Raw genomic sequence first — 26,885 nt, 5'->3', positions numbered from 1 at the left:
GTACGAAAAAGCCCGACCATCGAGTCGGGCTTTTTTGTGGCCGAAGATCAGTGACAGCCTTACTTCAGGTGTTGCTTGAGCTCTTCACTGGCCTGCAGCAGCGCCGAGCGCACTGCGGGTACCTGGCTGACCACGTTGAGCAGGCCATAGTCATGGATCATCCCGTTGTAGCGCACCGAGGTCACGGTCACGCCGGCTTCGTCCAGCTTGCGGGCATAGGCTTCGCCTTCGTCGCGCAGCACATCGGCACCGGCCGTCTGGATCAGCGCGGGCGGCAGGCCCTTGAGCTGGGCGCTGGTGGCGCGCAGCGGCGAGGCGTAGATCTCGTTACGCTGCCGGGCGTCGGTGGTGTAGTTGTCCCAGAACCACTTCATCATGTTTTTGCTGAGGAAGTGCCCCTCGGCATACTGGTTGTACGACGCCGTCTCGAAATTCGCGTCGGTCACCGGCCACAGCAGTAGCTGGAACCGGATCGCCGGCGTGCCCTTGTCCTTGGCCATCAGGCTGACCACGGCCGCCATGTTGCCGCCGACGCTGTTGCCGGCAACCGCCAGGCGCTTGCCGTCGACGTTGATTTCCTGGCCATGCTCGGCCACCCACTTGGTTGCCGCGTAAGCCTGATTGATCGCCACCGGGTAATGAGCTTCCGGAGACGGCGTGTAATTGACGAACACCGCCGCCGCCCCGGAGCCCACCACCAGGTCCCGCACCAGCCGTTCATGGGTCGGGAAGTCGCCCAGCACCCAGCCGCCGCCGTGGAAAAACATGAACACCGGCAACGTGCCTTTCACCCCGGCCGGCCTGACGATGGTCAGGCTGATGTCTTGGCCGTCGACCTTGATGGTCTTCTGGCTGACATCCGCCTTGGGCAGCGTCAGCTTGACCCCGGCCTGGGCGCCGACCAGCACGGCCCGGGCCTCTTTTGGCGTCATCTGTTCCATCGGCTTGCCGCTGCCGGCGTTCAAGGCGTCGAGGAATGCCTGGGTGTTGTGTTCGACCCCGCCTTCGGCGAAGGCCGTGTTGATGGACAGGGCGAGAAGGCTACCGGTCAAGACCTTGCTGAAAGTGTTCATGTTCGTCTCCTGGGCGGTGCGGGCGCTGGTGCGCAGTTGGGTTAGACAGTCACGTGCAGACGTACGTCGACGTTGCCGCGGGTGGCGTTGGAGTAAGGGCAGACCTGGTGAGCCGCTTCGACCAGGGATTGCGCATCGCTCTGTTCAAGAGCTGGCAGGCTGATGTGCAGGTCGATGTCCAGGCCGAAGCCGCCAGGAATCTGGCCGATGCCGACATGGGCGGTGATCGAGGCGTTGTCCGGGATCTTGCGTTTGCTCTGGCTGGCGACGAATTTCAGGGCGCCGATAAAGCAGGCGGAGTAGCCGGCGGCGAAGAGTTGTTCAGGGTTGGTCGCCTGGCCGCCGGCACCACCGAGTTCTTTGGGGGTGGAGAGTTTGACGTCGAGGATGTTGTCGCTGGAGACGGCGCGACCATCACGGCCACCGGTTGCGGTTGCGACTGCGGTATAGAGAGTTTGCATGGTGTGAGCCTCTTGGGTTTCGAAGTTTTGCGCTAAATGTTTGCGCGCTAAGTAAGTGCGAAATAAATGTATCGCTCAAATATTTAGTGCGCAAGACAATTTTTTGAAAAAAACTCGGAAATGCTTGCCAGAAGCCCATATCTTTTAGCTAAGCGAATGATTTAAATAATATTTTTATCGAGAAATTTTTTCGTCGATACGCTGTTGGCGGCATCGAAATAGAGAGGATCGCGAGCAAGCGCTGCTGCAGGAGGGGCAGGCGTGCTCGCGAGAGCGCGGTTAAAGGCTGTCTTGCAGATGGCCGCGCAGGTTCAGCAGGTCGGCCTGCAGTTTGCGCAGCTGTTCCAGGGTCAGGCCGCTGGCGCCGAGGATGCATTGGGGAACGCCGCGCGCCCGGTCATACAGGGCCCGGCCTTGCTCGGTCAGCTCGATGATCACCACCCGTTCGTCTTCGCGGCTGCGGGTACGGCTCAGCAATCCCTCGGCCTCCAGGCGCTTGAGCAAGGGCGTCAATGAACCGGGATCGGTCAGCAGGCGGCTGCTGATTTCGCCGACGGTCAGGCCGTCCTGCTCCCAGAGCACCATCATCGCCAGGTACTGGGGATAAGTCAGGCCCAGCTCCTGCAGCAGCGGTTTATAGACTTTGGTCATCAGCAGCGAAGTCGAGTGCAGGGCGAAGCACAGCTGGTTATCCAGCAGCAGATCGTCGCATTTTTCCGGGGTGGAGCCTTTGGTGTTCATGGTCGGGCCTTGATCGATACTCGCCCTGAATCTAGCGGGCGAATCTTTAATGCGCCAGATAATTCTCGCCGGCTCTCAGCCCATGGCGCTCTGCAGGGCCAGATCCCATGGCGGAATCGGGCTGAAGCGAGTCTTCAGGTATTCCAGCAACAGACGGCTGCGGGCGTTGGTGTGCTGTTCCAGGCGCAAAGCATAGATACCGGCGCTTTCCGGTTTGGGCAGGCCGGTTTCGCAGAACAGCGGCAATAGCTCCCCGCGCAACAGGTATTCGCTGGCCAGCCAGGTCGGCAGGTGGGCGATGCCCAGCCCGGCCAGGGCTCCGGACAACAGGGCCTCGGCATTGTTGGCGCTCAGGCGGATGCGTTGTGGGCGGTGAGTCTGCAATTGCCCGTCCAGTTCGAAGCGCCAGGCGAACAGCGGAGCCAGGCCGTCCCAGTCCAGGCCATCATGCTGGCTCAGCTCGGCGGGATGGACCGGAGTGCCGCGAAGCTTGAGGTAGGCCGGGCTGGCACAGGCGATGCGCACGATGCTTGCCAGTGACGTCGCCACCATGCGGGTATCGACCCTTTGCCCGGCGCGCAGCACCAGGTCGACCTTGCCCAGGTGCGAGCCCTGCATGTCGACGAAGCTGTCGATCAGGTGCAACTGCACATCCAGCCCCGGATAGAGCATCAGGAAATCGGCGATGGCCGGCGCCAGGTGTCGCCGGCCGAACGCCGCGGGCGCGTCGATGCGGATCAGGCCTTCCGGCGCATGGCTCAAGGACACGGCTTCCGCCCGGGCCAGTTGCAGTTCGGCGACGATGCGCCGGGCGCGTTCGGCGAAGGCCTGGCCAGCCGCCGTCGCCACCACCGCGTGGGTGGTGCGCATGAACAGCTTGCTGCCGACCGCGTTTTCCAGGCTGTCGATACGCCGGGCCACCGCCGAAGGGGTCAAGGGATGCCGGCGCGCGGCGGCGGAAAAACTCCCGGCTTCCAGGACATCGAGAAACAGGCCGAGCTGGTCGGTGAGGGCGTTGGGGTTCATGGCGGGCATTTGCCTGTGCGAAATTGGCAAAGCCATTGTGCGTTGCTGTGCGTTTCCGCACCAGAGCCGACTGCGTAGCATGCAAGGCCTGAGGTGAGGAGAGCGGCGGTGATCGATTTAGCGATGTATGTGGTGTTGGGCGCGGCGCTGGGCACGGTGGGCGGCTTGTTCGGGATCGGCGGCGGCCTTATCGCGATTCCGGTGCTGGGTGTGCTGTTCGGGCTGGACCAGCAGATCGCCCAGGGCACGGCGTTGGTGATGGTGGTTCCTAACGTGATGCTCGCGTTGTGGCGCTATCACCAGCGCAACCGGATCGAGGCGCGGCATGCGCTGCCATTGGCCTTGATGGGTTTCTGTTTTGCCTGGCTCGGTTCGATCTGGGCGGTGGGCATCGATGCCCAGGTCATGCGGATCGGCTTCGTCGCGTTCCTGGTGGCCTTGTCGGCCTACAACCTGCTGCGCATGTTCCTGGCCAATGTCCCGGCTTCGGCGCAGATGCGTTACCCCTGGCCGTGGCTCGGTGTGCTGGGTGCAGCTTCCGGAACCATGGGCGGGCTGTTTGGGGTCGGTGGCGCGGTGGTTGCCACGCCGGTGCTGACCAGCGTGTTCGGCACCACCCAGGTGGTCGCCCAGGGGTTGTCGCTGGCCCTGGCCTTGCCCAGCACCGGGGTAACGCTGGTGACCTACGGAGTGCATCAGGAAGTGGACTGGATGATCGGTCTGCCGCTGGCGGCGGGTGGTCTGCTGAGCATCAGTTGGGGGGTGAAAATCGCCCACGCGCTGCCCGAGCGAATGCTGCGCGGGCTGTTCTGCGGTTTCCTGGTGGTCTGTGCGGTGATGCTCGCCTTTAAAGTTTGAAGCCTTCGACTATGTGCTCGGCCAGGCATTCGGTGATGGGCGAGGGCGTGTTGAGGTTGCGCACCAGCATGATGCTGGCTTCGGGCAGTTGGGGCAGGTCTTCGGCGGCGCCCAGGATGCGCATGTCCGGGGTGATCAGGCTTTCCAGTTGCGCGGTGATCGCCAGGCCGGCGCTGACCACGGCCATCAGGGCGGCCAGGCTGGAGCTGTTATAGGCAATGCGATAGTCGCGCCCGGCGGCGTCCAGCGCATTGCAGGCCCACTGTCTGCAGAAGCAATCGCTGTTGAACATCGCCAGGGGCAGCGGCGTCTGTTCGTGGGGACAGAAGCCCTGGGCCTCGGCCCAGACGAAACGCTCCTTGCGCAGCAACTGGCCGATTTCGCTGCCCGGCTCGCGAGTGACGATGGACAGGTCCAGGTCCTGGCGCAGCAGCAGTTGCTTGGACGACTCGCAATGCACTTCGATCTGGATCAAAGGGTAAGCCTGGGCAAAACGCGACAGGATCCCCGGTAGAAAACGCATCACGTAATCGTCCGGCGTACCGATGCGCACGGTGCCGACCATGTGCGGCTCGCGCAGGGTATTGAACACCTCGCTGTGCAGTTTCAGGATGCGCCGCGCGTAACCCAGCAGCACCTGGCCTTCGGCGGTCAGGCGCACTTGCCGGCCCTCACGCTGGAACAGCTGGCGTTGCAGCACATCTTCCTCGAGCCGCTTCATCTGCATGCTCACCGCGGACTGGGTGCGATTGACCTGCTCCCCGGCCTTGGTGAAACCGCCCTGATCGGCGATGGCGACGAAGGTGCGCAGGACCTCGGTATCAATGCTTGGGTAGCTGGACAATTCATCAAACTCCGAGATGTATTGCATAAGAAACATTCGTTGGATTGATCTTAGCCCCGGGTGGAGACTTGAGCCATCCCCACTGGAGGGCAAGACGATGAAAGGTCAAAAAGGTTTTGTACTGGCTCACCGATTTGCATGGCATGGCATTTCCGTGCGGCATCTGCTGCAGAGGATTGTCCGCTGGCATGAGCTGCACCGTGAACGGATCATGCTGGCCGGCATGAGTGACGAAGCGCTGAAGGATATCGGCCTCAGTCGCGCGGATGTGGAACGGGAGACCGTGCGGCCGTTCTGGGACGATCCGATGCACAAGTGAATGTCAAAGCGCTACACAAGCCACTTCTCACTGAGGTAGTTTGCGGGCAGACAAGGAGATTGCCATGCCCGCAGAACTGTCCTTTTCCCTCAAGCAAGCTCGGCGTCTGGCGCTGGCCGCCCAAGGTTTTTCCGGGCGGCCGCTGCCTGCGACGATCAGGCCGGCACAGGTCAATCGCCTGATCGCGCGCCTGGGCATCCTGCAGATCGATTCGGTCAACGCCCTGGTGCGTTCGCACTACCTGCCGCTGTTTTCCCGCCTTGGCGACTATCCCGCGCAACTGTTGGACCAGGCCGCCTGGAGCCAGGGCCGGCAACGCACGTTGTTCGAGTACTGGGGGCACGAAGCCTCGTTGCTGCCGCTGTCGCTGTACCCACTGATGCGCTGGCGCATGCAGCGGGCCAGCCAGGGGCAGGGGATCTACCAGCAGTTGGCGCGTTTCGGCCAGGAGCAGCAGGCGACTATCCGCCGGGTCCTGGCCGCGGTCGAGGAACAGGGCGCCCTCGGCGCGGGCAGCCTGTCTACCCGCGAGGAACGCGCCGGCCCCTGGTGGGACTGGAGCGCGGAGAAGCACGCGCTGGAATGGCTGTTCGCCGCCGGTGAGGTGACGGTCGCCGGTCGGCGTGGATTCGAGCGTTTGTACGACTTGCCGGAGCGGGTGATTCCTTCGAGCGTCCTGCAACATTCGCCGCTCAGCGAGGCCGACGCCCAGCGCGGTTTGCTGTTGCATGCCGCCAGTGCCTTGGGCGTGGCCACCGAGAAGGATCTGCGCGATTACTTTCGCCTGGAACCGGCAGACAGCCGGGCACGCCTGGCGGAGTTGCTGGAAGGCGGCGAGTTGCTGGCCTGCGAGGTGGAAGGCTGGAAGCAAGCGGCCTATTGCCTGCCGCAGGTGAAGGTGCCGCGTAGCGTGCCGGCCAGTGCCTTGCTTTCTCCCTTCGATTCGCTGATCTGGGAGCGCAGCCGCACCGAGCGCCTGTTCGATTTCCGCTATCGGCTGGAGATCTACACGCCGCAGCACAAGCGGGTGTATGGCTATTACGTGTTGCCGTTTTTGCACCACGAACGGATCGCCGCGCGGGTCGACCTGCGGGCAGAAAGGGCGCAGGGACGCCTGGCGGTGCATGCCGTGCATGAGGAAGAGCAGGGGCTGGACGAGCAGGGCATGCAGGCGCTGGCGAGCAACTTGCGGGATATGGCCAATTGGTTGGGGCTGGCCGACGTCCAGCTCAATTGCCCGAGGGCCAGCGCCCAGCGCTTGCGAGGGTTTCTTTGAAGCGCGTCGATCATCCAGCAGCGTTTCCTGGATGATCGAGCGCTACAGGTTCAACGCTTGACCTGTTTCAAGGTCTCGGCAATCAGGAACGCCAGCTCCAGCGACTGATCGGCGTTCATCCGTGGGTCGCAATGGGTGTGGTAGCGATCCGACAAGGCATCTTCGGTAATCGGCCGCGCGCCACCGATGCACTCGGTGACGTTCTGCCCGGTCATCTCGATGTGGATACCGCCGGCATAACTGCCCTCGGCTTCGTGGACCTGGAAGAACTGTTTCACCTCATTGAGGATCTGCGCGAAATCCCGGGTCTTGTAACCGCTGCTGGCCTTGATGGTGTTGCCATGCATCGGGTCGGAGCTCCACAGCACCTTCTTGCCTTCGCTTTCCACCGCGCGGATCAACTGCGGCAGATGGTCGCCGACCTTGTTCACACCCATGCGCACGATCAGGTTCAGGCGGCCCGGATCGTTGTCCGGGTTGAGGATGTCGATCAGGCGGATCAGCTCCTCGGTGTTCATGCTCGGGCCGACCTTGACCCCGATCGGGTTATTCACCCCACGCAGGAATTCGACGTGGGCGCCGTCGAGCTGGCGGGTACGGTCGCCGATCCACAGCATGTGCGCCGAGCAGTCGTAATAGTCGTTGGTCAGGCTGTCGCGACGGACGAAGGCTTCTTCATAGTTCAGCAGCAGCGCCTCGTGGGCGGTGAAGAAACTGGTCTCGCGCAACTGCGGCGAGCTGTCCATGCCGCAGGCGCGCATGAAGGCCAGGGTTTCGTCGATGCGGTCGGCCAGCTGGCTGTACTTCTCGGCCAGGGCGGAGTTGGCGATGAAGTCCAGGTTCCATTTGTGCACCTGGTGCAGATCGGCAAAACCGCCCTGGGCAAAGGCGCGCAGCAGGTTCAGGGTGGCGGTGGCCTGGTGATAGGACTGCAGCAGGCGGTCCGGGTCCGGCACCCGGCTTTTTGCGTCAAAGCCGATGCCGTTGACGATATCGCCGCGGTAGGCCGGCAGGGTCACGCCATTGATGGTTTCGTCATTGGCCGAACGCGGCTTGGCGAACTGGCCGGCCATGCGCCCGACCTTGACCACCGGGCAGCCGGCGGCGAAGGTCATGACGATCGCCATCTGCAGCAGGACCTTGAAGGTGTCGCGGATCTTCGCCGCGGAGAACTCGGCGAAGCTCTCGGCGCAATCGCCGCCCTGCAGCAGAAAGGCGCGGCCCTGGGTCACCTCGGCAAACTGGCGGCGCAGCTCGCGGGCTTCGCCGGCAAACACCAGCGGCGGGTAGCTGGCCAGGGTCTGCTCGACCTGCAACAGGTGGGCGGCGTCGGGGTAGGCGGGTTGTTGCTGGATCGGCAGGGCGCGCCAGCTGTCAGGACTCCAGGGTTGGCTCATCACGGACTCGGGTGTTTTTTAAGGTCGGACAGGCATGTTATCAGCAATTAGTGCGTGACCTGTTCCCGCTGGTTCGCGGACAATCGCGCCTTTCCCGCTCGGCGCCGAGCGGCCGGTTTATCGCGACGGCGAGGTTGAGCCCCGTCGCGGCTAGGAGAAGAGATGACTGAGGAGCGCGTCGAGCGCCTGCTCGCCGAAGTGCACGATGAGTTCGGCATGATTCGGGTACTGGAAGTGGCGGATTACCGCTTCCTCGAATTTGGTGATGCCATCGAGCAGAGCTGCGTGTTTACCGCCGACCCGAGCTGGCTGGAGTACGACTACACCCGGGCCATGCTGATCGGTGCGCTGTGCCATGAACAGCCCGAGAGTGCGCTGTTTCTCGGCCTGGGCGCTGGCACCCTGACCCAGGCCTGCCTCAAGTTCTTGCCGCTGGAAGATGTCGAGGCCATCGAGTTGCGCCCCGACGTACCGCGCCTGGCCATCGAGTACCTGGGGCTGGATGACGATCCGCGTCTCTATATCCGGGTCGGCGATGCGCTCGAACTGCTGGACAGCGCCGAGTCGGCGGACCTGATTTTCGTCGACCTGTATACCGACGTCGGACCGGGCGTCGGGCACCTGGCCTGGGGCTTCCTGGAAAACTGCCAGAAGCGCCTCAACCCGGGCGGCTGGCTGGTGATCAACCAGTGGGCCACCGACGATGGCAAGCCACTGGGGGCGGCCTTGCTGCGTGGGCTTTACCACCGGCATTACTGGGAGCTGCCGGTGAAGGAGGGCAACGTGATTCTGATCGTGCCGTCCGACCTGGACCAGGATCTGGACATGGACGGCCTGAGCGCCCGGGCCGAGGCGCTGGCGCCGCGCCTGGGCTATTCGTTGCAGTCGTTGATCAAGTGCATTCGGCCGGCGACCTGAGTCGGTTGGCCGAGCGCATCTGTAGGAGCGAGGCTTGCCCGCGATAAGGCCTCACATTCGTCACCTGTCCGGACCGCTCAACACCCCTTGAACACCCCCGGCCGCTTCTCGACCATCGCTCGTACACCTTCCTTGGCGTCCTCGCTGTTCAATAGCTTCTTCACCAGCGGCGGCAGCCCCTGCGCCGCCGCGCTTTCCCCTTCGAGCCGGGCTTGTCGGGCCGACATCAGGGTCGCCTGAACCCCCAGCGGCGCCTGGCTGGCGATCCGCTCGGCGAGAGCCAGGGCGCGGGGCAGCAGGTCTTCGCTGGCCATGACTTCCTGCACCAGCCCCAGGCGCAGGGCTTCATGGGCGTCGAATTCGTCGCCGGTGAGCAACCAGCGCATGGCGTTGCCCCAGCCGGCGATCTGATGCAGGCGCAGGGTGGCGCCGCCGAACGGAAAGATGCCGCGTTGCACTTCCAGTTGGGCGAAGCGGGTATTGCTGGCGCACAGGTTGATATCCGCCGCCAGCATCAGCTCGATGCCTATGGTCAGGCAGTAGCCCTGCACCGCGACTATTACCGGTTTGCTGACCCGTGGCCCGGCGAAGACGCCCCAGGGATCGCAACCGCCGGCCGGCGCTTGCCAGCCTTTGGCGAGCTTGGCTCCGACATTGGCCAGGTCCAGCCCCGCGGTGAAGTGCTCGCCATGGCCGAACACCACGGCGACGCGGGCTTCGGCACAGGCCTCGAACTCGCCATAGGCCAGGCTGAGTTGATCGAGCAACTGCAGGTCGAAGGCGTTGCGCTTGGCGACCCGGTCCAGGCCGATGAGGAAGAGATGACCACGTTGTTCACGGCTGACGCGACTGCAACTGGGCTGGCTCATGGGGCATTTCCTCGGACGGTAAAGAGTGTCTCGGACCGACGGTATCGGCCGGCAAGATGAACCGTTTAAGCGTCATCCCCCGACAGGCGTGGGCCTGTGCAAAATAGACCTTTGCCGGATTATCCGCAAAGCCTGTGACAACTAGGTATTCAGCGGGTTTTTCCGATAAAAAAAACTCCCTTTTTTGAGTAATTCCGGTATAGTGCGCGCCGGCCTTTAACCGGGCCTCGTTTAGGTGATGCAATTCCCCGAAGTCAGCTTCGGCTGCTTGTCCGCTGCGCGGACTATCCTTGACGTTCATTTCTTTCAATCGTTTTCGCAAATCCCCGCCGACAAAGCTGCCAGGGTGACTCTTGAGTCTTACACGGCATGCGCAGCTTTGGAGCATGGGTCTTTGCGGATGCACTTAGAGGCAGACCCATGACCCAGGAAATCGGCGGCTTCGCCGCTCTTGAACTTCATCCCAATATTGTCGCTGCAGTAGTCGCTACCGGCTATGAAGAGCCTTCGGCCATTCAGCAGCAGTCGATCCCGATCATCCTCGCCGGTCACGATATGATTGGCCAGGCGCAAACCGGTACCGGTAAGACCGCCGCGTTCGCCCTGCCTATCCTGCACCGCATTGATCCGTCCAAGCGCGAGCCGCAAGCTCTGATCCTGGCCCCAACCCGTGAGTTGGCGCTGCAAGTTGCAACCGCTTTCGAAACCTACGCCAAGCAAATGCCGGGCGTAACTGTTGTGGCTGTCTACGGCGGCGCGCCGATGGGCCCACAACTGAAAGCAATCCGTAATGGCGCACAGATCGTTGTCGCCACTCCGGGCCGTCTGTGCGACCACCTGCGTCGCGACGAAAAAGTCCTGGCGACCGTGAACCACCTGGTTCTCGACGAAGCCGACGAAATGCTCAAGCTGGGCTTCATGGATGACCTGGAAGTGATCTTCAAGGCCATGCCGGAAACCCGCCAGACCGTACTGTTCTCGGCCACCCTGCCGCAGTCGATCCGTGCGATCGCCGAGCGTCACCTGAAGGACCCGAAACACGTCAAGATCCAGAGCAAGACCCAGACCGTCACCGCGATCGAACAGGCTCACCTGTTGGTTCACGCTGACCAGAAGACTTCTGCCGTTCTCAGCCTGCTGGAAGTGGAAGATTTCGACGCCCTGATCATGTTCGTGCGCACCAAGCAAGCGACCCTGGACCTGGCCAGTGCCCTGGAAGCCAAAGGCTACAAGGCCGCTGCGCTGAACGGCGACATCGCCCAGAACCAGCGTGAGCGCGTGATCGACTCCCTCAAGGATGGCCGCCTGGACATCGTTGTGGCGACCGACGTTGCCGCCCGTGGCCTGGACGTACCGCGCATCACCCACGTATTCAACGTGGACATGCCGTACGACCCGGAATCCTACGTGCACCGTATCGGCCGTACCGGCCGTGCCGGTCGCGAAGGTCGTGCGCTGCTGCTGGTGACTCCACGCGAGCGCCGCATGCTGCAAGTGATCGAGCGTGTAACCGGTCAGAAGGTGGCCGAGGTTCGTCTGCCGGACGCCCAAGCCGTTCTCGATGCGCGCATCAAGAAGCTGACCAACAGCCTGTCGCCGCTGGTGGCTGACGCTGAATCGACCCACGGTGATCTGCTCGATCGCCTGACCGCCGATATCGGTTGCAGCCCGCGTGCCCTGGCCGCGGCCCTGCTGCGCAAGGCCACCAACGGTCAGGCGCTGAACCTGGCAGCGATCGAGAAGGAACGCCCACTGGTGCCGAATAGCGCGCCACGTGGCGACCGTCCTGAACGTTCCGGCGATCGTCCTGATCGCGGCGAGCGTGAGCGTCGTGCACCGATGCCTCTGGCTGAAGGTCGTGCCCGTTGCCGTACTGCGCTGGGCGCGCGTGACGGTATCGCGGCCAAGAACCTGCTGGGCGCCATCCTCAACGAAGGCGGCCTGGCCCGCGAAGCCATCGGTCGCATCCAGGTGCGTGACAGCTTCAGCCTGGTCGAGCTGCCGGAGGAAGGTCTGGAGCGTCTGCTGACCAAACTGAAGGACACTCGCGTGGCCGGCAAGCAGCTGAAGCTGCGTCGCTATCGCGAAGACTGATCGGCGTTGAGCTGATCGGTTGAACGAAAAAATCCCCGCCTGGTGCGGGGATTTTTTTTGCCTGGTGTTTTGATCCGGTAGGGCTCGCCAGGCTTCATGCCCGACAGTGGCATCAACCGAAGCGATAGATATCCATGCCCAGCGCGCCCATGGTGAAGCCTTGATGGGCGATGCTGAAGTCGCCGCCGGCGCCTCTGGCGAAATACAGCGGCAGCAGGTGTTCGTCGCTGGGATGGCTGCGCACGGCATTCGGTGCCTGGCGACGGTAATCGTGCAGCGCGGCTTCGTCGTTGGCGGCGAGTTTCTCGATCATCCAGTCGCGAAAAGCCTTGGCCCAGGGCTCGACGCTTTCCGGGCCGGCGTGCCAGTCCAGTTCGCGCAGGTTGTGGGTAATGCTGCCCGAGCCGATCAATAGCACCCCTTGTTGTCGCAGGCTGGACAGGGCATGGCCGACCTGAGTCTGCAAGGCCGGGCCCATTCGGCTGGGCAGGGAAACCTGGACCACCGGAATGTCCGCCTGTGGGTACATCAGCGACAGCGGCACCCAGACCCCGTGATCGAATGGGCGCTGGTCGTCGAGCTGCGCCGGCAGGCCGTCGGCCCTGAGCAGCTGCACCACCTGTTCCGCCAGTTCAGGCTGGCCGGGGGCCGGGTATTGCACGGCGAACAGCGCCGCGGGGAAACCACCGAAGTCATGCCAGGTTTGCGGTTGCGGGTTGCTATTGACCCGCAGGTCCTGGCTTTCCCAGTGGGCCGATACCACCACTATGGCCTTGGGACGTGGCAGCTCGGCGGCCAGGCGGGCGAGGGCCGGGCCGCTGGCGCCGGGTTCCAGGGCAAGCATCGGCGATCCGTGGGAGATAAACAGGCTAGGGAGCATGAATAAGGTCCTGAGCGTTAAGATGCACCATCTTCAATCAGATCATTGATCTAAATCTAATATAAGTTTTTGTGGTTTTTGATCGAATTTCAGGGTGATTTATGCAGCCGGAGTTTTGGCACAAACGGTGGGAGCAGAATCAGATCGGCTTCCATTTGTCCGAGGTTAATCCTTATCTGCAACGCTACTGGCCCCAACTGGAGCTGGCGCCGGGTTCGCGGGTGCTGGTGCCGCTGTGCGGCAAGAGCCTGGACCTGAGCTGGCTGGCCAGTCAGGGCCATCAGGTGCTGGGTATCGAGTTGTCGGAGAAGGCCATCCAGGACTTTTTCAGCGAACAGCAGTTGCAGCCGCAGGTCAGCCTTCGAGGTGGGTTCAAGGTCTATGAGTACGGTCCGATCCAGCTCTGGTGCGGCGACTTTTTTGCCCTGCGGACCACGGATGTCGCCGACTGCCAGGCGTTGTACGACCGGGCGGCGTTGATCGCCTTGCCGCCGGAGATGCGCGAGCGGTATGCGGCGCATTTGCAGTCCATCCTGCCCCAGGGCTGCCAGGGGCTGCTGGTCACCCTGGATTACGACCAGGCGCTGATGGCGGGGCCACCTTTCGCCGTGCTCGATGACGAGGTCAAGGCCTTGCTCGGTAAACGCTGGCAGCTGCGGGTCGAGGAGGAGCGGGACATTCTTGGCGAGAGCTGGAAGTTTCTCCAGGGCGGCGTGACCCGCCTCGAAGAGCGGGTCTATCGCTTGCTGGTGCGCTGAGTTCCGGTTTCCACAGGCAATAAAAAAGGGCGACCCGGGTCGCCCTTTTTTGTGTTGCGCCAGCATTATCCGCGACGACGACTCAGTGCGTCGATACGCTCTTCCAGCGGCGGGTGGCTCATGAACATGCGAGCCAGGCCTTGCTTGAGGCCACCGTTGATGCCGAAGGCATTCAGGGTGTCGGGCATGTGCACCGGCAGGCCCTGTTCCGAGCGCAGGCGTTGCAGGGCGCCGATCATTGCCGCGGTACCGGCCAGCTGCGCGCCGGCTTCGTCGGCACGGAATTCGCGCTTGCGCGAGAACCACATGACGATGGCGCTGGCCAGGATGCCCAGGACCAGTTCGGCGAAGATGGTCGCGATGTAGTAGGCGATACCCTGGCCTTCTTCGTTCTTGAAAATCACCTTGTCGACGAAGTTGCCGATGATGCGCGCGAAGAACATCACGAAGGTGTTAACCACGCCCTGGATCAGCGCCAGGGTAACCATGTCGCCGTTGGCCACGTGACCGATCTCGTGGGCCAGCACGGCTTTCACTTCATCGGGCGAGAAGCGCTCGAGCAGGCCCTGGCTCACCGCGACCAGTGCGTCGTTCTTGTTCCAGCCGGTGGCGAAGGCGTTGGCCTCGTAGGCCGGGAAAATACCGACTTCTGGCATCTTGATCCCGGCTTCGCGGGACAGTTGCTCGACGGTTTGCAGCAGCCATTGCTCATGACGAGTACGAGGCTGGGTAATGATCTGGGTGCTGGTGCTCATTTTCGCCATCCACTTGGAGATGAACAGCGAGAACAGGGAACCGGCGAAACCAAAGACCGCACAGAAAACCAGCAGCTGATTGAGGTTGAGATCAACCCCATTGGCCGCCATGAACCCGTTGAAGCCGAAAAGGCTCAGGGTGATGCTGGCAATCAGCACGACCGCCAGGTTAGTGGCCAAGAACAGCAGGATGCGCATCATGGTTGTAGAAATCTCCTCATGCTAAAGATGTAGCGTTCTGCGGGGTATATAAGGTGCGGCACCGGCCTATTCAACCGAGTGACTATTTCAAACTGTGTCCTGCAGGCTGATTTTAGACGCTTGCATGAGCTTTCTGTCGCAGGTGGGGAAGGCACCGGAAGCTGACCAGCGCTTCAGAGGCGTGTTACCACTGAGCACGAGGTGCAAGGCAAAGATACAGAAGGGTAGGCGCAGCAGGGAGTACAGAAGTGTTGCTGAATTAATCGCAGTGCGACCCGGGGCGGTCGCACTGCGTCGCAAGGCTTACTGGCGATACGACTTGAGGAAGCTGCCGATACGGCCGATCGCCTGTTCCAGGTCATCGACCCGCGGCAATGTCACGACACGGAAGTGGTCCGGCCATGGCCAGTTGAAGGCGGTGCCCTGAACCACCAACAGTTTCTCCGAGAGCAGCAGGTCCAGGACGAACTTCTCATCGTTGTGGATCGGGCAGACTTTCGGGTCGATTTTCGGGAAGGCGTACAGCGCGCCCATGGGCTTGACGCAGCTGACGCCGGGGATGTCGTTGAGCAGTTCCCAGGTGCGGTTGCGCTGTTCCAGCAGGCGGCCCGGCGGCAGCACCAGGTCGTTGATGCTCTGGTAGCCGCCCAGCGCGGTTTGGATGGCGTGCTGGCTCGGCACGTTGGCGCACAGGCGCATGTTGGCCAGCATGTCGATGCCTTCGATGTAGCTCTGGGCGTGGTGCTTGGGACCGGAAATGGCCACCCAGCCGGAACGGAAACCGGCCACCCGGTAGGACTTGGACAGGCCGTTGAAGGTCAGGCACAGCAGGTCCGGCGCCAGGGAGGCAGTGCAGACGTGCACGGCGTCATCGTAGAGGATCTTGTCGTAGATCTCGTCGGAGAACACCACCAGGTTGTGCTGGCGCGCCAGTTCGAGCATCTCCAGCAACACTTCCTTGGGGTACACCGCGCCGGTCGGGTTGTTCGGGTTGATGATCACCAGGGCCTTGGTGTTCGGGGTGATCTTGGCCTTGATGTCGGCGATGTCCGGCCACCAGTTGGCCTGCTCGTCGCACAGGTAGTGCACCGGGTTGCCGCCGGCCAGGCTCACGGCCGCGGTCCACAGCGGGTAGTCCGGGGCCGGTACCAGTACTTCGTCACCGTTGTTGAGCAGGGCCTGCATGGCCATGACGATCAGTTCGGAAACGCCGTTGCCCAGGTAGATGTCTTCGATGCCGACGCCTTCCACCTGCTTTTGCTGGTAGTACTGCATGACTGCCTTGCGGGCGCTGAACAGGCCCTTGGAGTCGCTGTAGCCCTGTGCGGTCGGCAGGTTGCGGATCACGTCCTGGAGAATTTCGTCCGGCGCTTCGAAACCAAAAGGCGCCGGGTTGCCGATGTTCAGCTTGAGGATGCGATGGCCTTCCTCTTCCAGGCGTTTGGCGTGCTTGAGCACTGGGCCGCGAATGTCATAACAGACGTTGGCGAGCTTGTTCGATTTGCTGACCTGCATGGCGATGTGTTCCCGAAAATGAACGATCCAGACGGTGAGTGAGCTACCGTACTGGGAATCCTGCGTTTGCACACAGGCCTGAAGCCTGGGTTCGCGGCGGCAAAATCCGTTTGAACCCGTGTAACACGGCTGCCAGACTGGCGTCTAACGAGGCGCAATCATACGTGCCGCCCGATCCGTGGAAAAGATACAGATCGGGCTTTTTCAGTTGCAGAGGAAGGACCATGGAAAAGCTGGAAAAAACCCTTGAAGAATGGCGTGCCATGCTCGATCCGGAGCAGTACAACGTCTGCCGCCTCAAAGGCACCGAACGGCCGTTCTCGGGCAAGTACAACGCCACCAAGACCGACGGTGTGTATCACTGCATCTGCTGCAATGCGCCACTGTTCGACTCCAAGGCCAAATTCGACTCCGGTTGTGGCTGGCCGAGCTTCTACGAGCCGATCGGCGAGAGCGCCATGGTCGAGATCCGTGACCTGAGCCACGGCATGATCCGCACCGAAGTGGTCTGCGCCAAATGCGATGCGCACCTGGGGCATGTATTTCCGGACGGTCCGCCGCCGACCGGCCTGCGCTACTGCATCAACTCGGTGTGCCTGGACCTGGTTCCACGCTGATCGTAGTGGGCGCCCAAGGCGATTTTTCGAAATCGCTTTTTGGCTAATTAAATTGCACGCAATTTAATTGAGCGCTATTTTTATCGCACCTTTCGTTTCTGGAGTCCGCGCCATGAGTGACACATTGCTGAACATTCCGTGCACCACCATCAAGGGTGAGCAAAAGACCCTGGCCGACTTCGCCGGCAAGGCCGTGCTGGTGGTCAACACCGCGAGCAAGTGCGGTTTCACCCCGCAGTACAAGGGCCTGGAAGAACTGTGGCAGACCTACAAGGACCGGGGCCTGGTGGTGCTGGGCTTTCCCTGCAATCAGTTCGGCAAGCAGGAGCCGGGCAACGAAGGGGCGATTTCCGAGTTCTGCGAGCTGAACTACGGCGTCAGCTTTCCGCTGTTCAAGAAGATCGACGTCAATGGCGCCGAGGCGCATCCACTGTTCGTGCAGTTGAAAAAACGCGCGCCGGGGGTATTGGGTTCCCAGGGCATCAAGTGGAACTTCACCAAGTTCCTGATTGGCAAGGACGGCGCGCTGGTCAAGCGTTTCGCCCCGGCCACCAAGCCCCAGGACCTGACCCGCGAGATTGAAGCCCTGCTCAAATGACCGACCTGTCCGCCGATTCGCTGAAACTCGACAGCCAGCTGTGCTTCAAGCTGTACGCCGCCTCGCGGGCCGTAGTGCGGGGCTACAAGCCGATGCTCGACCAGTTGGGCCTGACCTATCCGCAGTACCTGGTGATGCTGGTGCTCTGGGAATGGCAGGCCACGCCGCCAGAGCTGCCGACGGTCAAGGCACTGGGGGAACGCCTGGCGCTGGATTCCGGGACCCTGACACCGCTGCTCAAGCGCCTTGAACAGCTGCAACTGGTGCAGCGCCAGCGTTCGTCCCGCGACGAGCGCGAGGTGCACCTGAGCCTGAGCGAGGCCGGCCTGGCCCTGCGCGATCAGGTGCCGCCGCTCAAGGCCGCGCTGTTATGCGACAGCGGTGTCGACCTCGACAGCCTGAGCGAATTGCGCAATGGCCTGGACCGTCTGCTGGCCCAGGTCAAAGCGCTGTCGTAGTCGGCACCCAGAGGTCCAAGAGGGCGATCAGCTCTTCACGGCGGAAGGGTTTGGCCAGGTAGTCGCTCATGCCCGCGGCCCGGCAGCGCTCGCGCTCTTCGGGCATGGCATTGGCGGTCAGGGCGACGATCGGCAGGTCCGGCCAGCGGCCGCTGCGGCGGATCTGCCGGCTGGCCTCGTAGCCATCCATCACCGGCATGTTGCAGTCCATCAGCACCAGGTCGAAATGCTGGTGCTCCAGCACGTCCAGGGCTTCGGCGCCCTGGGAGGCGACCGTCACTTCGCAGCCGAGCTTGCTCAGCATGCCTTTGGCCACCAGCTGGTTCACCGGGTTGTCTTCCACCAGCAGGATGAAGGCGCGGCGCAGGGGCGCCAGGGTTTCCAACTGGGTTTCATTGATCACCGCGGTTTCGGCCAGCAGGGCCCGGCGCAGGGTCTGATACAAGGCGTTGCGCGCCAATGGCCGCGCCTGTTGCTGCAACGGCGCCAGGGCGCTGGCTTCTTCGCTGGGCAGGAAACTGCCGTAGGCGGTGACCAGCAGAATCGGCGCGCTGATGCTCGGGCGCAGGCCGAACAGGCATTCCGGGCAGTCGGTGATCAACAGGTCCGGCTTCTGCCCGAGCAGTGATTCATCGAGATCGCAGCGCCGATATTCCAGCCCCCAGAACGGCAACTGCACGCTCAGCAGTTCGGCCAGCCCGCTGCCTTCGGAGGTAATGGCCAGCACCTGGCCGTGCAGAGGCGACGGTGGGCTGGCAGGCGTGTGGCAGGGCAGCGGCAGGTCGGCACAGAACTGGCTGCCAAACCCCACTTCCGAGCTGATGCTCAGGCGCCCCTGCATGGCTTCGCAGAGGTTGTAGGTCAGCGCCAGGCCCAGGCCGGTGCCGCCGTATTGCCGGGTGATCCCGGCGCCGGCCTGGGTATAGGGCTGGAAGATCTTCACCTGGGCCTCGCGGGCGATGCCGATGCCGGTGTCGCAGACTTCGATCCTGACCCCGTCTTCGAGCCTACGCAGGCGCACATCGACACGGCCGAAGCGGGTGAACTTGAGGGCGTTGGACAGCAGGTTGCTGACGATCTGCCGCACGCGCGTGGGGTCGCCGAGGACCAGCGCCGGGAACTCCGGCTCGATCAGGCAGGCCAGCTCGACACTCGGCGCGGCGTTCTGCGACAGCAGGTTGGCGGTGTCCTCCACCAGCACCCCGAGGTCGAAGGGGATGCGCTCCAGCTCCAACTGGCCGGCGTCGAACTTGGACATGTCGAGAATATCGTTGAGCAGCTCCACCAGCACTTTGCCGGAGTCGTGGGCGATCGACAGTTGCTGGCGTTGTTCGGCGTTCAGCGGACTGTCCAGCGACAGGGCGATCATGCCCAGCAAGCCATTGAGCGGCGTGCGGATTTCATGGCTCATGTTGGCCAGGAAAGCGGCTCGCGCCTGGGCCATGTCGAGGGCGGTACTACGAGCGATTTCCAGCTCTTCGTTGGACTGGCTCAGCCGGTCGTTGATCGCCTTGAGCTCGGTGGTGCGCGCCGAGACGATATTTTCCAGCTGCCCGAGGTAGTCGGTCAGGCGGTTTTCGGCATTGCGCCGTTGCTGGATCTCGGTGGCCATGTTGTCGAACTGCTGGTTGGCGACCTTGACCAGCACGCCGATCTCGTCCTGTTCGTGGCTGGGCGGAAAGTCCAGTCGCGTCTGGTCGGGGTTGCGCGGATCGCGGCCGCTGAGCTCGCGAATGACGCCGACCAGGGGTTTGGTCAGCATCACGTAGAACAGCGCCAGGAGCAGCCCGGTGAGGATCAGGCTGCGCATGAAACCGTTGATCAGGGTGATTTCCGCACGGCGCAGGAAGCGGCTGCCGAACGAGTAGGTGTCGACTTCCAGGTGCAGGACGCCGAGGGATTCCGAGGGCAGGTGATCGAGGTACAGGCGGTCCTGGAACTCGCGCTTGGCGCCGAACAGGAAGTCGCTGAGCATCCGGTAGGGGCTTTGCTGGGCCGGTCGGGTGACGTTGGCCAGCAAAGTGTCGTTGTTGTCGATCAGCCGGGCGCGGATGATCGCCGGCGAGCGCAGCAGGCCGAGCGTCAGCTCCTGGGCGAGCTCGGAGTCGATGTTGTAGGCGATACGCGAGGCCGGATTGTGGCTGATTTCCAGGAGCGCGTTGATTTCCCGGTTGATGGAGGCATCTTCGCTGGCATAATCGATGCCGATTTGCAGCAGACTGAGCGCCGTCCCCAGGACAAACCCGACCAGCACAGTGAGCCTGGCTTGCTTGTAAGACAGGCGGTTGGTGAACTTGATGTCCATGGGGTGTTGAACCAATTTCCGTTTCCCTTCGCTGGGCAAGCATAGCTGATCGTCAGTGTGTGCCGGCAGGGCCCGGCACCGTTCGCCTGCGATAGACCTGGGCGGCGGAAGGTCGTTTCGTCTGCGTGCCACATCATTACTGGGAACCTGCCCGAGGAGAAGTCGTGGAATCTCGATTGAATGCTTTTCTTGAACGCGCCGACGCGGTTCTGGCGCGTATCGAGCCGCTGTTGCCCGCGCCGCGACAAGCCATCGACTGGAGCCAATGCCTGGCCGCGCGCTGGCAACGTGAAGGCCGCAGCGGTTTTCTGCTGCCGCTGGAGGTCAGCCTGGACATGCGCTTGTCCGACCTGATCGGTGTCGACAACCAGCGCGACCAGTTGGGGCGTAATACCCGGCAGTTTCTCGACGGCCTGCCGGCCAACCACGCCTTGCTGTGGGGCTCGCGCGGCACCGGTAAATCGTCGCTGGTCCGCGCGCTGCTGGCCGAGCATGCCGAGCATGGCCTGCGCCTGATCGAAATCGAGCGCGATCACCTGGCCGACCTGCCGCGGGTGGTGGAGCAACTGGTCAAGCTGCCGCAACGTTTCGTGCTGTTCTGCGACGACCTGTCGTTCGAGTCGGGCGAGGGCGACTACCGGGTACTCAAGAGCGTGCTCGACGGCTCGCTGGAGCAGGCCCCGGATAACGTGCTGCTGTATGCCACCTCCAACCGCCGGCACCTGGTGCCGGAGAAGGAAAGCGACAACGAGAACTGGAAGCGCGTCGATGGCGAGTTGCACCCGAGCGAGGCAGTGGAAGACAAAATTGCCCTGTCGGACCGCTTCGGCCTGTGGCTGTCGTTCTATCCCTTCACCCAGGAGCATTACCTGAACGTGGTCGAGCACTGGATCGGCGAGTTGGGAAGCAAGGCTGGCCTGCAATGGCAGCGTGACGAAGCCCTGGACATCCTCGCCGTGCGCTGGGCCACCGGCCGCGGCAATCGCAATGGTCGCTGCGCGTATCAGTTCGCACGCTACTGGGTAGGTTTGCAGTTGTTGGAGCAAAAAGCATGATCGATCTGCAGAACACCGGCAAAGGCCTGGACGGCTATGCCTTGCTGTGCGCCCAGCTGGAATCGTTGCTGGCCGACGAGCGCGATTTCATCGCCAACGCCGCGCAATTCTCGGCGTTTCTGTTCAATCAGATGGACGACTTGAACTGGGCCGGGTTCTACCTCAATCGCAACGAGGAACTGGTGCTCGGCCCGTTCCAGGGCCAGATCGCCTGTGTGCGCATTCCCTTCGGGCGTGGCGTGTGCGGTGCGGCCGCGGCGAGCCTGCAGACCCAGCGGGTCGAGGATGTGCACGCGTTCCCCGGGCATATCGCCTGCGACAGCGCTTCCAACAGTGAGTTGGTGGTGCCCCTGGTCAAGGCTGGGCGGCTGATTGGCGTGCTGGATCTGGACAGCCCGAAAATCGCCCGCTTCACCCTCGAGGATCAGGCCGGCATCGAGCGCCTGGCGGCAATTTTCCTGCGCCTGACCGACTGCTGAGCCCGCGTCAGGCCCTGAGGCCGGCCTTGCCCAGCACGCCCTCGGGATCTACCGCATCGATCTGCTGCGGTTCCATGAAGCGGTCGGCGTACTGCTGGTAGATCCCGGTCTGGATGAACAACTCGAACAGCTGCGGATCGATATGGGCATCGCGGCACATGGTCGCCATGATGCCCAGCGCTTCGCTCAGGGTCTTGCCCTTCTTGTAGGGGCGATCGGCCGCGGTCAGCGCTTCGAAGATATCGGCGATCGCCATCATCCGCGCCGGCAGGCTCATCTGCTCCCGTTTCAGCTGCCTGGGATAACCGGTGCCATCCATTTTCTCGTGATGGCCGCCGGCGATCTCGGTGATGCTGTTCAAGTGGCTGGGGAAGGGCAGGTGGCTGAGCATCCGGATGGTCTGCACCATGTGGTGATTGATCACGTAGCGCTCTTCACGGGTCAGGGTGCCTTTGCCGATTTTCAGGTTGTACAGCTCGCCACGGTTGTACTTGTAGGGCGGCACATCGAGCTTGAAGCCCCAGGGATTGTCCGCCGGAATCAGCTCGCAAGGGTTGCGTTCGATCAGATGCTCGGGCTTGTCGGCCAGCAGCGGTTCGGTGACCGGCAGGGTCGCCGCCGGGGTACGTTGCTGGCGGCGGTTTTCTTCCCAGGACACGCCCAGGCGATCGTCCAGGGTGCGGCTCCAGGTGCGTTGGGCAATTCGTTCCAGGTGTTGCAGATCGGCCTCGGCCATGGCTTCGCTGCCGAGGTTGCAGCGGGCGATAAAGGCAAAGTCGTCGTCCAGTTCCGCCAGGCCGGCATCGCGGATCGCCGCCAGCGAAGCCTCATCGCCACCCTGGGCACGAGCCTGCCAATAGTCGATCCAGAGATCGCGCTTGAGCACCTCGAAGCGGGTGCGGATCTCGTGGATGCGGTCGTTCAGGGTTTCCAGCTTGGTGGCCTTGTCCACCACGTACTCGGGGGTCGTGATCTTGCCGCAATCGTGCAGCCAGGCCGCGATATGCAACGCCTCCCACTCGTCCTCGGTGGGCTGGTAGGCGCTGAACGGCGGTTGCTGGCTGGCCGCGGCGGCCTGGGCCAGCATCAGGGTCAGCGCCGGCACCCGCTGGCAATGCCCGCCGGTGTACGGGCTCTTGGCATCGATCGCCCCGGCCAGCAGCTGGATGAAGGCGTCGAGCAATTGCTTTTGCCGGTTCTGCAAGCGCTGGCTGTCGATGCTGACCGCCGCGGCGCCGGAGACTGCCTGCAAGAAAGCGATGCGGTCCGGGCGCAGCTTTTCCAGGTCGGCTTCCTGGCCGCTGTCGGCCAACAGCAGGACAAGGATGCCGACGGTTTCGTTGTGACGATTGTGCAGGCGGATACCGATCAGATGGACGCTGGGGCAGTTCATGGCCAGCAGCACGCTTTGCAGGTCGGCCGCCTGCTCGAACCCCAGGGTCGTGACCACGTTCTCGCTGTTCGCCAGTTGCCGCAGCCACACCGGGCTTGCGTCGTGCTGGGCATCCTGGCTCCGTATGTCGAATGCCGGCAGGTCCTGGACATTGCCGGCAATGATCAGGCCGTGAGGCTCCAGGCTCATGCCTTCGTTTTCCCGCAGGTAGATCAGCCCGGCCTGGGCCTGGCCGATCTTCATGGTTTCAAACAGCACCCGTTGCAGCAGCGGGTCGAAGCGGGTTTCCGCGGAAAGGCTGGCGGTGATTTCAAAAAAGCTGGCCAGGGTGTCTTTCATGCGGGCCATCGACACGCTCAACTGGTCGACTTCCAGCACCGGCGAGCGGCGGGTCAGCGGGTAGTTGAAATCGAAGCTGCGGACGGCGTCGGCTTCCTGCACCAGGGCGCGCAACGGCCTGACCAGCACCCGTGAGGTCAGCCAGCCGAGCGGCAGGCACAGCAGCAGAATGCTCAGGGTGATCAGCGCGCCTTGCCAGCGCATGCGATAGGCGTCCGCCAGCAACTCGTCCTCGGGCACCAGCAGCGCCAGCTGCAAGCCACGGGGCCCACCTTCCTGCAGATGACGACTGGCAACTATCCATTGGCGATCCTTGAGTCGCAGGCGATTACCCTGGGCCTTGCCCTGCAACAGCGCATCGAGGGCCGGGTTCAGGTCGTTGGCGCGGATCAGCCGGGCACTCTGTTCTTCGACGATCAGCCGACGGCTGTCCGGATAAGCCACGGCATGGCCATTGCCATCCACCAGGGCGATTTCAGTGCTGGGCGTGACCCGATGCTTGGCCAGGGTGGCCGAGAGTTGTTCCAGGGTCAGGTCGGCGCCCATCACCGCGTTATGGCCACTGCGGCGGGCGAGGGTGGTACCGACGTTGCGGGTGGAGAAAAAGACGTACGGCTCGGTGGTGATCTGATCGGTGTCGGCCTTGGCGTTGGCAAACCAGTTGCGGCTGCTCGGGTCGTAGGCTTCCTGGGAATTGTCCCGGCGGCTGACCAGGGCGAGGTCGGCGTCGTAGAACAGCGACTGTGAATGCAGTTGCCCGGTATGGCGGTCGCGCTCGATGCTCCAGACTTCATAGGCCGCGGGTCCGGGGGCCTGGCGGGCCTCCTTCAAGGCCTGGCTGCGCAAGGGCCGGACCATGAAAAAGTCCCCGTCGGCATAACCCACATAGAGGGAAGCCAACTCGGGATTGTCCTTGAGCGATTGGCTGAAAGGCCCGAGCAGCGCCAGGCGTTGCCCCAGGTCGGTGGCCTGGACGGCCGGATTGCCCACCAGCAGGCTGAGCAGATGGCGAATCGGTTCGTAGGTCGCTTTCAGGTCCAGCTGCACGTCCTGTTCGATGCGCTGGAACAGTTTTTCGCTGCTGGAAAGGATGATGCGGGTGGTCTGCTGGTAATTGAAAACGCCCAGCACCACGCCGGTCAGCAGAAGCAGGCAAGTGAACATCACGCTGATATGCACATGGAGAGGAAATCGGCGTTTATCGAACGACAGCGTGCTCGGCATTACAGCTCTCTCCAGGGGGCGCGTGATGCGCAGCTCAACGTCTCAGCATAGTTAAGGCAGGTGCATTGTGCTCAGGGGAGGCAGCTCCGGAGGCGTTGCGAATTGCAGTCTGATGGAGACTCGCCATGAGGCTTTTGCGGCCGACTGACAGGATAGTGGCTTTTTGATATTTATCTGGCAACTAGCGGCAAACACAAGCTGTTGCGTTGGTGATGGGGCTCAGGTCAGGGGCGCGCTGGGCTGTTGATCGATCTGCCACAGCAGGGCCCGTTCGAGCTTGAGCATGGCCTGTTCCAGGGCGGTTCTGCGCTGCGTCAGGGTTTGCCTGTCCGCGTCTTCCAGAACGGCCTGCTCAAGGGCTTCGCACTGCGCTTCAAGGTCTTTGGCCTGCACCATCAGCGCCGAGCCCTTGATCTTGTGGGCCAGTTCCGCGAGTGCCCGGGGCGGTGGCTCGCAGGGCAGGGCCATCAGTTGCTGGCGGTCCCGATAGCTGCAATGCAGCAGTTCGGTGAGGATGCGCAGGGCGAACTGCGGTTTGCCACGGGACAGGGTGCGCAGCGCTTTCAGGCTGAACACGCCATTCCAGGGCCGCGGTTGCAGGCCAGCCAGTTTGTGACTGAGGGTCGCCAAGCCGACAGGCTTGAACAGGCAGTCATCGATGCCGGCCTGTTCGCACTGCTGTCTCTCTTGCGGTCGGGGGCTGGCGGTCACCCCCAATACCCGGCAGGCCGCGCGGGACTCCAGGCGTTCATGCTCGCGGATGGCGCGGATCAGCTCGTAGCCGTGCATGCCCGGCATGTTGCAATCGACAATGAGCAGGTCGAAGAACCCCTTGCACCAGAGCTCGAAGCCTTGCTCGACGTCTTCGGCGGTGCGGCAGCGGTGCCCGAGAAAATGCAGTTGTTCCCCCAGCAGCAGGCGGTCCGCCGAATGATCGTCAATCACCAGTACGTTCAAGGCCCGGGTGGCAGGGGCAATGAGTGGCTCGACGAGGGTCGCGGGTTTTCGCGCAGGCTGACAGGCCAGCGGCAACAGGACCCGCACTTCCGTGCCTATGCCCGGCTGGCTGGCCAGTTGCAGCGTGCCTTGCATGAGCTCGCAGAGGTGACGGCAAAGGGTCAGGCCCAGCCCGGCGCCGTCAGGCCGGGAAAGGGGGCGAGCCTGGACCTGGAAGAAGGGTTCGAACAGCCTGTGCTGATCCTGCTCGTCGATGCCGATGCCGCTGTCCGTCACTTGCAGCATCAGTTGCACGTATTGCGGCTGCGTGGCCGCTTGCAGGTCGAGATGGACCCTGATCTGGCCCTGTTCGGTGAACGTGATCGCGTTGTGCAGCAGGTTGCCCAGGACCTGCCTGAAACGCAGCGGGTCGAGCAGCACATCGACCGGCTCGAGGCTGGAGTGGAAGGTCGGCAGCAGCTTGAGATGCTTCTCCCGGACCTGGCTGTCGAACTCGCTGACAACGGTTTCGACAAGCAGGTGCGGGTCGAGCCATTCAGGCTTCAGCGCCAGGCTGCCTGATTCGATGCGGGCGATATCGAGGGTATCGTCGACCAGGGCCTGCATTGTCCGCGCCGAGCGATAAGCCATTTCAATGACCGGACCATCCTGGGACTGGCTGGCGGAGCGCTGCTGCAGCAGTTCCAGCGCACCGATCAGCGCATTCATCGAGCGGCGCAGTTCGTGGCTGGTGCTGGCCAGGAATGCACTTTTCGCCCGGCAGGCCGCTTCGGCCTGTTGCCGGGCGGCCTCGAGGCTGTCGCTGAGCCGATGGCGTTCGCTGATATCGACCCAGCCGCCGATGATGCCCCGGACCTCGCCGTTCGCGTCCCGATAGGGCAGGACCCAGTGCTGGACGGTCAGTTCCTGCCCGTTCAGGCGCAGTGGACGGTCACGCAGCAGCGGGCGGCCTTGCGCCATGACCCGCTGGTAGTCAGCGTGATATTCGCGGGCCTGCCCGGGATCGTCCATGACGCCCTGCAACAGGGTTTTGCCGATGAGCGCTTCGCGGTGGGCGGCGAGACTTTCCAGGTAACTGGCATTGCAGCTTTGCAGCAAGCCCTGGCGGTCGCGCACGTAAGTCGGATGCGGCACGCCGTCGATCCAGGCCTGCATGAATGCGAGCTGCTGCCCAAGATCATGCGCGGCCTGTTGCTGGCGGGCCAGGCGCCGGTGCAGCCAGGCATTCCAGCCCAGGGACGCCAGCAGCGGCACGCCAAGCCCCAGGCCAGCGAGCAGGAGCAGCCCGCGATGGCCGTTATCGAGAGGTGGGTCGGCAGCCGATTCAAGACAAGGCGCGGTGCCAGTGCACTGAGGGGCGGATGTTATTCCGGACTCTCGTTGCCCGGCCTCGACCAGGCCAAGAAACAGTACCGCCAGAACGGTCGTGGCCGTCAGGGTTAAATAATAAGAAATGTGTTTGAACATCCTGTTTC

Annotated in this window: 24 protein-coding genes and 1 pseudogene; 11 read left to right on the top strand and 14 right to left on the bottom strand. The window is 62.9% G+C overall.

What is annotated here, in order from left to right; genetic code table 11:
* Positions 1-59: 59 nt before the first annotated feature.
* The 4 genes from DK261_RS10580 to DK261_RS10565 form a co-directional block, all read right to left on the bottom strand.
* Positions 60-1,073 carry an alpha/beta hydrolase gene (locus DK261_RS10580; RefSeq protein ID WP_016704330.1) on the bottom strand — a complete coding sequence of 338 codons (1,014 nt, stop codon included), beginning with the start codon at positions 1,071-1,073 and terminating at the stop codon, positions 60-62.
* Between the two features lie 41 nt (positions 1,074-1,114).
* Positions 1,115-1,534 carry an organic hydroperoxide resistance protein gene (locus DK261_RS10575; RefSeq protein ID WP_110175687.1) on the bottom strand — a complete coding sequence of 140 codons (420 nt, stop codon included), beginning with the start codon at positions 1,532-1,534 and terminating at the stop codon, positions 1,115-1,117.
* A gap of 279 nt (positions 1,535-1,813) precedes the next feature.
* Positions 1,814-2,275 carry a MarR family winged helix-turn-helix transcriptional regulator gene (locus DK261_RS10570; RefSeq protein WP_007931403.1) on the bottom strand — a complete coding sequence of 154 codons (462 nt, stop codon included), beginning with the start codon at positions 2,273-2,275 and terminating at the stop codon, positions 1,814-1,816.
* A 75-nt stretch (positions 2,276-2,350) separates the two neighbouring features.
* Positions 2,351-3,301: a LysR family transcriptional regulator gene (locus DK261_RS10565; protein ID WP_016704328.1), complete on the bottom strand. Its 951-nt coding sequence runs from the start codon at positions 3,299-3,301 to the stop codon at positions 2,351-2,353.
* A 108-nt stretch (positions 3,302-3,409) separates the two neighbouring features.
* Here DK261_RS10565 and DK261_RS10560 point away from each other — a divergent pair, with 108 nt between their 5' ends.
* Positions 3,410-4,159, top strand: a complete 750-nt coding sequence (locus DK261_RS10560) for a sulfite exporter TauE/SafE family protein (protein ID WP_038577195.1) — start codon at positions 3,410-3,412, stop codon at positions 4,157-4,159.
* Here the strand turns inward: DK261_RS10560 and DK261_RS10555 are convergent.
* Positions 4,149-5,003 carry a LysR substrate-binding domain-containing protein gene (locus tag DK261_RS10555; RefSeq protein ID WP_162184990.1) on the bottom strand — a complete coding sequence of 285 codons (855 nt, stop codon included), beginning with the start codon at positions 5,001-5,003 and terminating at the stop codon, positions 4,149-4,151. The two genes, DK261_RS10560 and DK261_RS10555, sit on opposite strands and share 11 nt — an antisense overlap.
* A gap of 97 nt (positions 5,004-5,100) precedes the next feature.
* Between DK261_RS10555 and DK261_RS10550 the strand changes: the two genes are divergently transcribed.
* Positions 5,101-5,322, top strand: coding sequence for a DUF1127 domain-containing protein (locus tag DK261_RS10550; RefSeq protein WP_009050122.1), 222 nt, complete (start codon positions 5,101-5,103; stop codon positions 5,320-5,322).
* 64 nt (positions 5,323-5,386) lie between these two features.
* Positions 5,387-6,598, top strand: coding sequence for a winged helix-turn-helix domain-containing protein (locus tag DK261_RS10545; RefSeq protein WP_101283061.1), 1,212 nt, complete (start codon positions 5,387-5,389; stop codon positions 6,596-6,598).
* A 50-nt stretch (positions 6,599-6,648) separates the two neighbouring features.
* Here the strand turns inward: DK261_RS10545 and DK261_RS10540 are convergent, their stop codons facing one another.
* Positions 6,649-7,995 carry a class II 3-deoxy-7-phosphoheptulonate synthase gene (locus DK261_RS10540; RefSeq protein WP_009050120.1) on the bottom strand — a complete coding sequence of 449 codons (1,347 nt, stop codon included), beginning with the start codon at positions 7,993-7,995 and terminating at the stop codon, positions 6,649-6,651.
* 162 nt (positions 7,996-8,157) lie between these two features.
* Between DK261_RS10540 and DK261_RS10535 the strand changes: the two genes are divergently transcribed.
* A complete protein-coding gene (locus tag DK261_RS10535; RefSeq protein WP_009050119.1) occupies positions 8,158-8,913 on the top strand; it encodes a spermidine synthase in 756 nt (251 codons plus the stop codon).
* 77 nt (positions 8,914-8,990) lie between these two features.
* On the opposite strand, the gene DK261_RS10530 is transcribed toward DK261_RS10535, so the two are convergent.
* Together DK261_RS10530 and DK261_RS33175 are read right to left on the bottom strand one after the other, a co-directional pair.
* The gene (locus DK261_RS10530; RefSeq protein ID WP_009050118.1) at positions 8,991-9,782 is read right to left on the bottom strand and encodes a crotonase/enoyl-CoA hydratase family protein; all 792 of its coding nucleotides are present in this window, start codon (positions 9,780-9,782) and stop codon (positions 8,991-8,993) included.
* Positions 9,748-10,083 (bottom strand): hypothetical protein, encoded by a 336-nt coding sequence (locus DK261_RS33175; RefSeq protein ID WP_164485202.1) that lies wholly within the window; start codon positions 10,081-10,083, stop codon positions 9,748-9,750. Before DK261_RS33175 ends, DK261_RS10530 begins: the two co-directional genes overlap by 35 nt.
* An 85-nt stretch (positions 10,084-10,168) precedes the next feature.
* Here DK261_RS33175 and DK261_RS10520 point away from each other — a divergent pair.
* A pseudogene (locus tag DK261_RS10520) lies at positions 10,169-11,876 on the top strand (DEAD/DEAH box helicase).
* Positions 11,877-11,988: 112 nt separating this feature from the next.
* On the opposite strand, the gene DK261_RS10515 reads toward DK261_RS10520, so the two are convergent.
* On the bottom strand, positions 11,989-12,756 hold the full coding sequence (locus DK261_RS10515) for a class III extradiol ring-cleavage dioxygenase (RefSeq protein WP_028683060.1): 768 nt from the start codon (positions 12,754-12,756) through the stop codon (positions 11,989-11,991).
* 101 nt (positions 12,757-12,857) lie between these two features.
* Here DK261_RS10515 and DK261_RS10510 point away from each other — a divergent pair, with 101 nt between their 5' ends.
* Positions 12,858-13,514 (top strand): thiopurine S-methyltransferase, encoded by a 657-nt coding sequence (locus tag DK261_RS10510; RefSeq protein ID WP_110175686.1) that lies wholly within the window; start codon positions 12,858-12,860, stop codon positions 13,512-13,514.
* Positions 13,515-13,579: 65 nt separating this feature from the next.
* Here the strand turns inward: DK261_RS10510 and htpX are convergent, their stop codons facing one another.
* Positions 13,580-14,470, bottom strand: a complete 891-nt coding sequence (gene htpX / locus DK261_RS10505) for a protease HtpX (RefSeq protein WP_007931437.1) — start codon at positions 14,468-14,470, stop codon at positions 13,580-13,582.
* 303 nt (positions 14,471-14,773) lie between these two features.
* Positions 14,774-15,985, bottom strand: coding sequence for a pyridoxal phosphate-dependent aminotransferase (locus DK261_RS10500; protein WP_009050115.1), 1,212 nt, complete (start codon positions 15,983-15,985; stop codon positions 14,774-14,776).
* A gap of 224 nt (positions 15,986-16,209) precedes the next feature.
* Here DK261_RS10500 and msrB point away from each other — a divergent pair, with 224 nt between their 5' ends.
* The 3 genes from msrB to DK261_RS10485 all read left to right on the top strand — a co-directional run bounded on the left by msrB (position 16,210) and on the right by DK261_RS10485 (position 17,658).
* Positions 16,210-16,602 carry a peptide-methionine (R)-S-oxide reductase MsrB gene (gene msrB, locus DK261_RS10495; RefSeq protein WP_009050114.1) on the top strand — a complete coding sequence of 131 codons (393 nt, stop codon included), beginning with the start codon at positions 16,210-16,212 and terminating at the stop codon, positions 16,600-16,602.
* Positions 16,603-16,714: 112 nt separating this feature from the next.
* Positions 16,715-17,200 carry a glutathione peroxidase gene (locus tag DK261_RS10490; protein WP_110175685.1) on the top strand — a complete coding sequence of 162 codons (486 nt, stop codon included), beginning with the start codon at positions 16,715-16,717 and terminating at the stop codon, positions 17,198-17,200.
* On the top strand, positions 17,197-17,658 hold the full coding sequence (locus tag DK261_RS10485; protein ID WP_028683058.1) for a MarR family winged helix-turn-helix transcriptional regulator: 462 nt from the start codon (positions 17,197-17,199) through the stop codon (positions 17,656-17,658). The genes DK261_RS10490 and DK261_RS10485 overlap by 4 nt, the downstream gene beginning before the upstream one ends.
* On the opposite strand, the gene DK261_RS10480 is transcribed toward DK261_RS10485, so the two are convergent.
* Positions 17,642-19,963 carry a response regulator gene (locus DK261_RS10480; RefSeq protein ID WP_009050111.1) on the bottom strand — a complete coding sequence of 774 codons (2,322 nt, stop codon included), beginning with the start codon at positions 19,961-19,963 and terminating at the stop codon, positions 17,642-17,644. The genes DK261_RS10485 and DK261_RS10480 overlap by 17 nt on opposite strands.
* Positions 19,964-20,127: 164 nt before the next feature.
* Between DK261_RS10480 and DK261_RS10475 the strand changes: the two genes are divergently transcribed.
* Entirely contained in the window at positions 20,128-21,018 is an 891-nt protein-coding gene (locus DK261_RS10475) for an ATP-binding protein (RefSeq protein WP_009050110.1), read from the top strand.
* Positions 21,015-21,497: a GAF domain-containing protein gene (locus DK261_RS10470; RefSeq protein ID WP_053269649.1), complete on the top strand. Its 483-nt coding sequence runs from the start codon at positions 21,015-21,017 to the stop codon at positions 21,495-21,497. The genes DK261_RS10475 and DK261_RS10470 overlap by 4 nt, the downstream gene beginning before the upstream one ends.
* A gap of 7 nt (positions 21,498-21,504) precedes the next feature.
* Here the strand turns inward: DK261_RS10470 and DK261_RS10465 are convergent, their stop codons facing one another.
* Entirely contained in the window at positions 21,505-24,453 is a 2,949-nt protein-coding gene (locus DK261_RS10465) for an HD domain-containing phosphohydrolase (RefSeq protein ID WP_110175684.1), read from the bottom strand.
* A gap of 219 nt (positions 24,454-24,672) precedes the next feature.
* On the bottom strand, positions 24,673-26,877 hold the full coding sequence (locus tag DK261_RS10460) for an ATP-binding protein (RefSeq protein ID WP_110175683.1): 2,205 nt from the start codon (positions 26,875-26,877) through the stop codon (positions 24,673-24,675).
* Between the last annotated feature and the right edge of the window lie 8 nt (positions 26,878-26,885).

The sequence above is a fragment of the Pseudomonas sp. RW409 genome, assembly GCF_003184125.1.
Taxonomy (GTDB): domain Bacteria; phylum Pseudomonadota; class Gammaproteobacteria; order Pseudomonadales; family Pseudomonadaceae; genus Aquipseudomonas; species Aquipseudomonas chlororaphis_I.
The sequence above is the reverse complement of the archived record's forward strand: the minus strand, read 5'-3'. Positions and strand labels throughout refer to the sequence as shown.

What these genes read in the sequence shown, in the direction of transcription:
- DK261_RS10535 (WP_009050119.1), top strand. Translation starts at nt 8,158, where the DNA reads ATGACTGAGGAGCGCGTCGAGCGCCTGCTCGCCGAAGTGCACGATGAG.
- DK261_RS10565 (WP_016704328.1), bottom strand. Translation starts at nt 3,301, where the DNA reads ATGAACCCCAACGCCCTCACCGACCAGCTCGGCCTGTTTCTCGATGTC.
- DK261_RS10460 (WP_110175683.1), bottom strand. Translation starts at nt 26,877, where the DNA reads ATGTTCAAACACATTTCTTATTATTTAACCCTGACGGCCACGACCGTT.
- DK261_RS10575 (WP_110175687.1), bottom strand. Translation starts at nt 1,534, where the DNA reads ATGCAAACTCTCTATACCGCAGTCGCAACCGCAACCGGTGGCCGTGAT.
- DK261_RS10515 (WP_028683060.1), bottom strand. Translation starts at nt 12,756, where the DNA reads ATGCTCCCTAGCCTGTTTATCTCCCACGGATCGCCGATGCTTGCCCTG.
- DK261_RS10480 (WP_009050111.1), bottom strand. Translation starts at nt 19,963, where the DNA reads ATGGACATCAAGTTCACCAACCGCCTGTCTTACAAGCAAGCCAGGCTC.
- DK261_RS10530 (WP_009050118.1), bottom strand. Translation starts at nt 9,782, where the DNA reads ATGAGCCAGCCCAGTTGCAGTCGCGTCAGCCGTGAACAACGTGGTCAT.
- htpX (WP_007931437.1), bottom strand. Translation starts at nt 14,470, where the DNA reads ATGATGCGCATCCTGCTGTTCTTGGCCACTAACCTGGCGGTCGTGCTG.
- DK261_RS10490 (WP_110175685.1), top strand. Translation starts at nt 16,715, where the DNA reads ATGAGTGACACATTGCTGAACATTCCGTGCACCACCATCAAGGGTGAG.
- DK261_RS33175 (WP_164485202.1), bottom strand. Translation starts at nt 10,083, where the DNA reads ATGAACGTCAAGGATAGTCCGCGCAGCGGACAAGCAGCCGAAGCTGAC.
- DK261_RS10540 (WP_009050120.1), bottom strand. Translation starts at nt 7,995, where the DNA reads ATGAGCCAACCCTGGAGTCCTGACAGCTGGCGCGCCCTGCCGATCCAG.
- DK261_RS10470 (WP_053269649.1), top strand. Translation starts at nt 21,015, where the DNA reads ATGATCGATCTGCAGAACACCGGCAAAGGCCTGGACGGCTATGCCTTG.
- DK261_RS10485 (WP_028683058.1), top strand. Translation starts at nt 17,197, where the DNA reads ATGACCGACCTGTCCGCCGATTCGCTGAAACTCGACAGCCAGCTGTGC.
- DK261_RS10545 (WP_101283061.1), top strand. Translation starts at nt 5,387, where the DNA reads ATGCCCGCAGAACTGTCCTTTTCCCTCAAGCAAGCTCGGCGTCTGGCG.
- DK261_RS10510 (WP_110175686.1), top strand. Translation starts at nt 12,858, where the DNA reads ATGCAGCCGGAGTTTTGGCACAAACGGTGGGAGCAGAATCAGATCGGC.
- msrB (WP_009050114.1), top strand. Translation starts at nt 16,210, where the DNA reads ATGGAAAAGCTGGAAAAAACCCTTGAAGAATGGCGTGCCATGCTCGAT.
- DK261_RS10465 (WP_110175684.1), bottom strand. Translation starts at nt 24,453, where the DNA reads ATGCCGAGCACGCTGTCGTTCGATAAACGCCGATTTCCTCTCCATGTG.
- DK261_RS10580 (WP_016704330.1), bottom strand. Translation starts at nt 1,073, where the DNA reads ATGAACACTTTCAGCAAGGTCTTGACCGGTAGCCTTCTCGCCCTGTCC.
- DK261_RS10500 (WP_009050115.1), bottom strand. Translation starts at nt 15,985, where the DNA reads ATGCAGGTCAGCAAATCGAACAAGCTCGCCAACGTCTGTTATGACATT.
- DK261_RS10570 (WP_007931403.1), bottom strand. Translation starts at nt 2,275, where the DNA reads ATGAACACCAAAGGCTCCACCCCGGAAAAATGCGACGATCTGCTGCTG.
- DK261_RS10550 (WP_009050122.1), top strand. Translation starts at nt 5,101, where the DNA reads ATGAAAGGTCAAAAAGGTTTTGTACTGGCTCACCGATTTGCATGGCAT.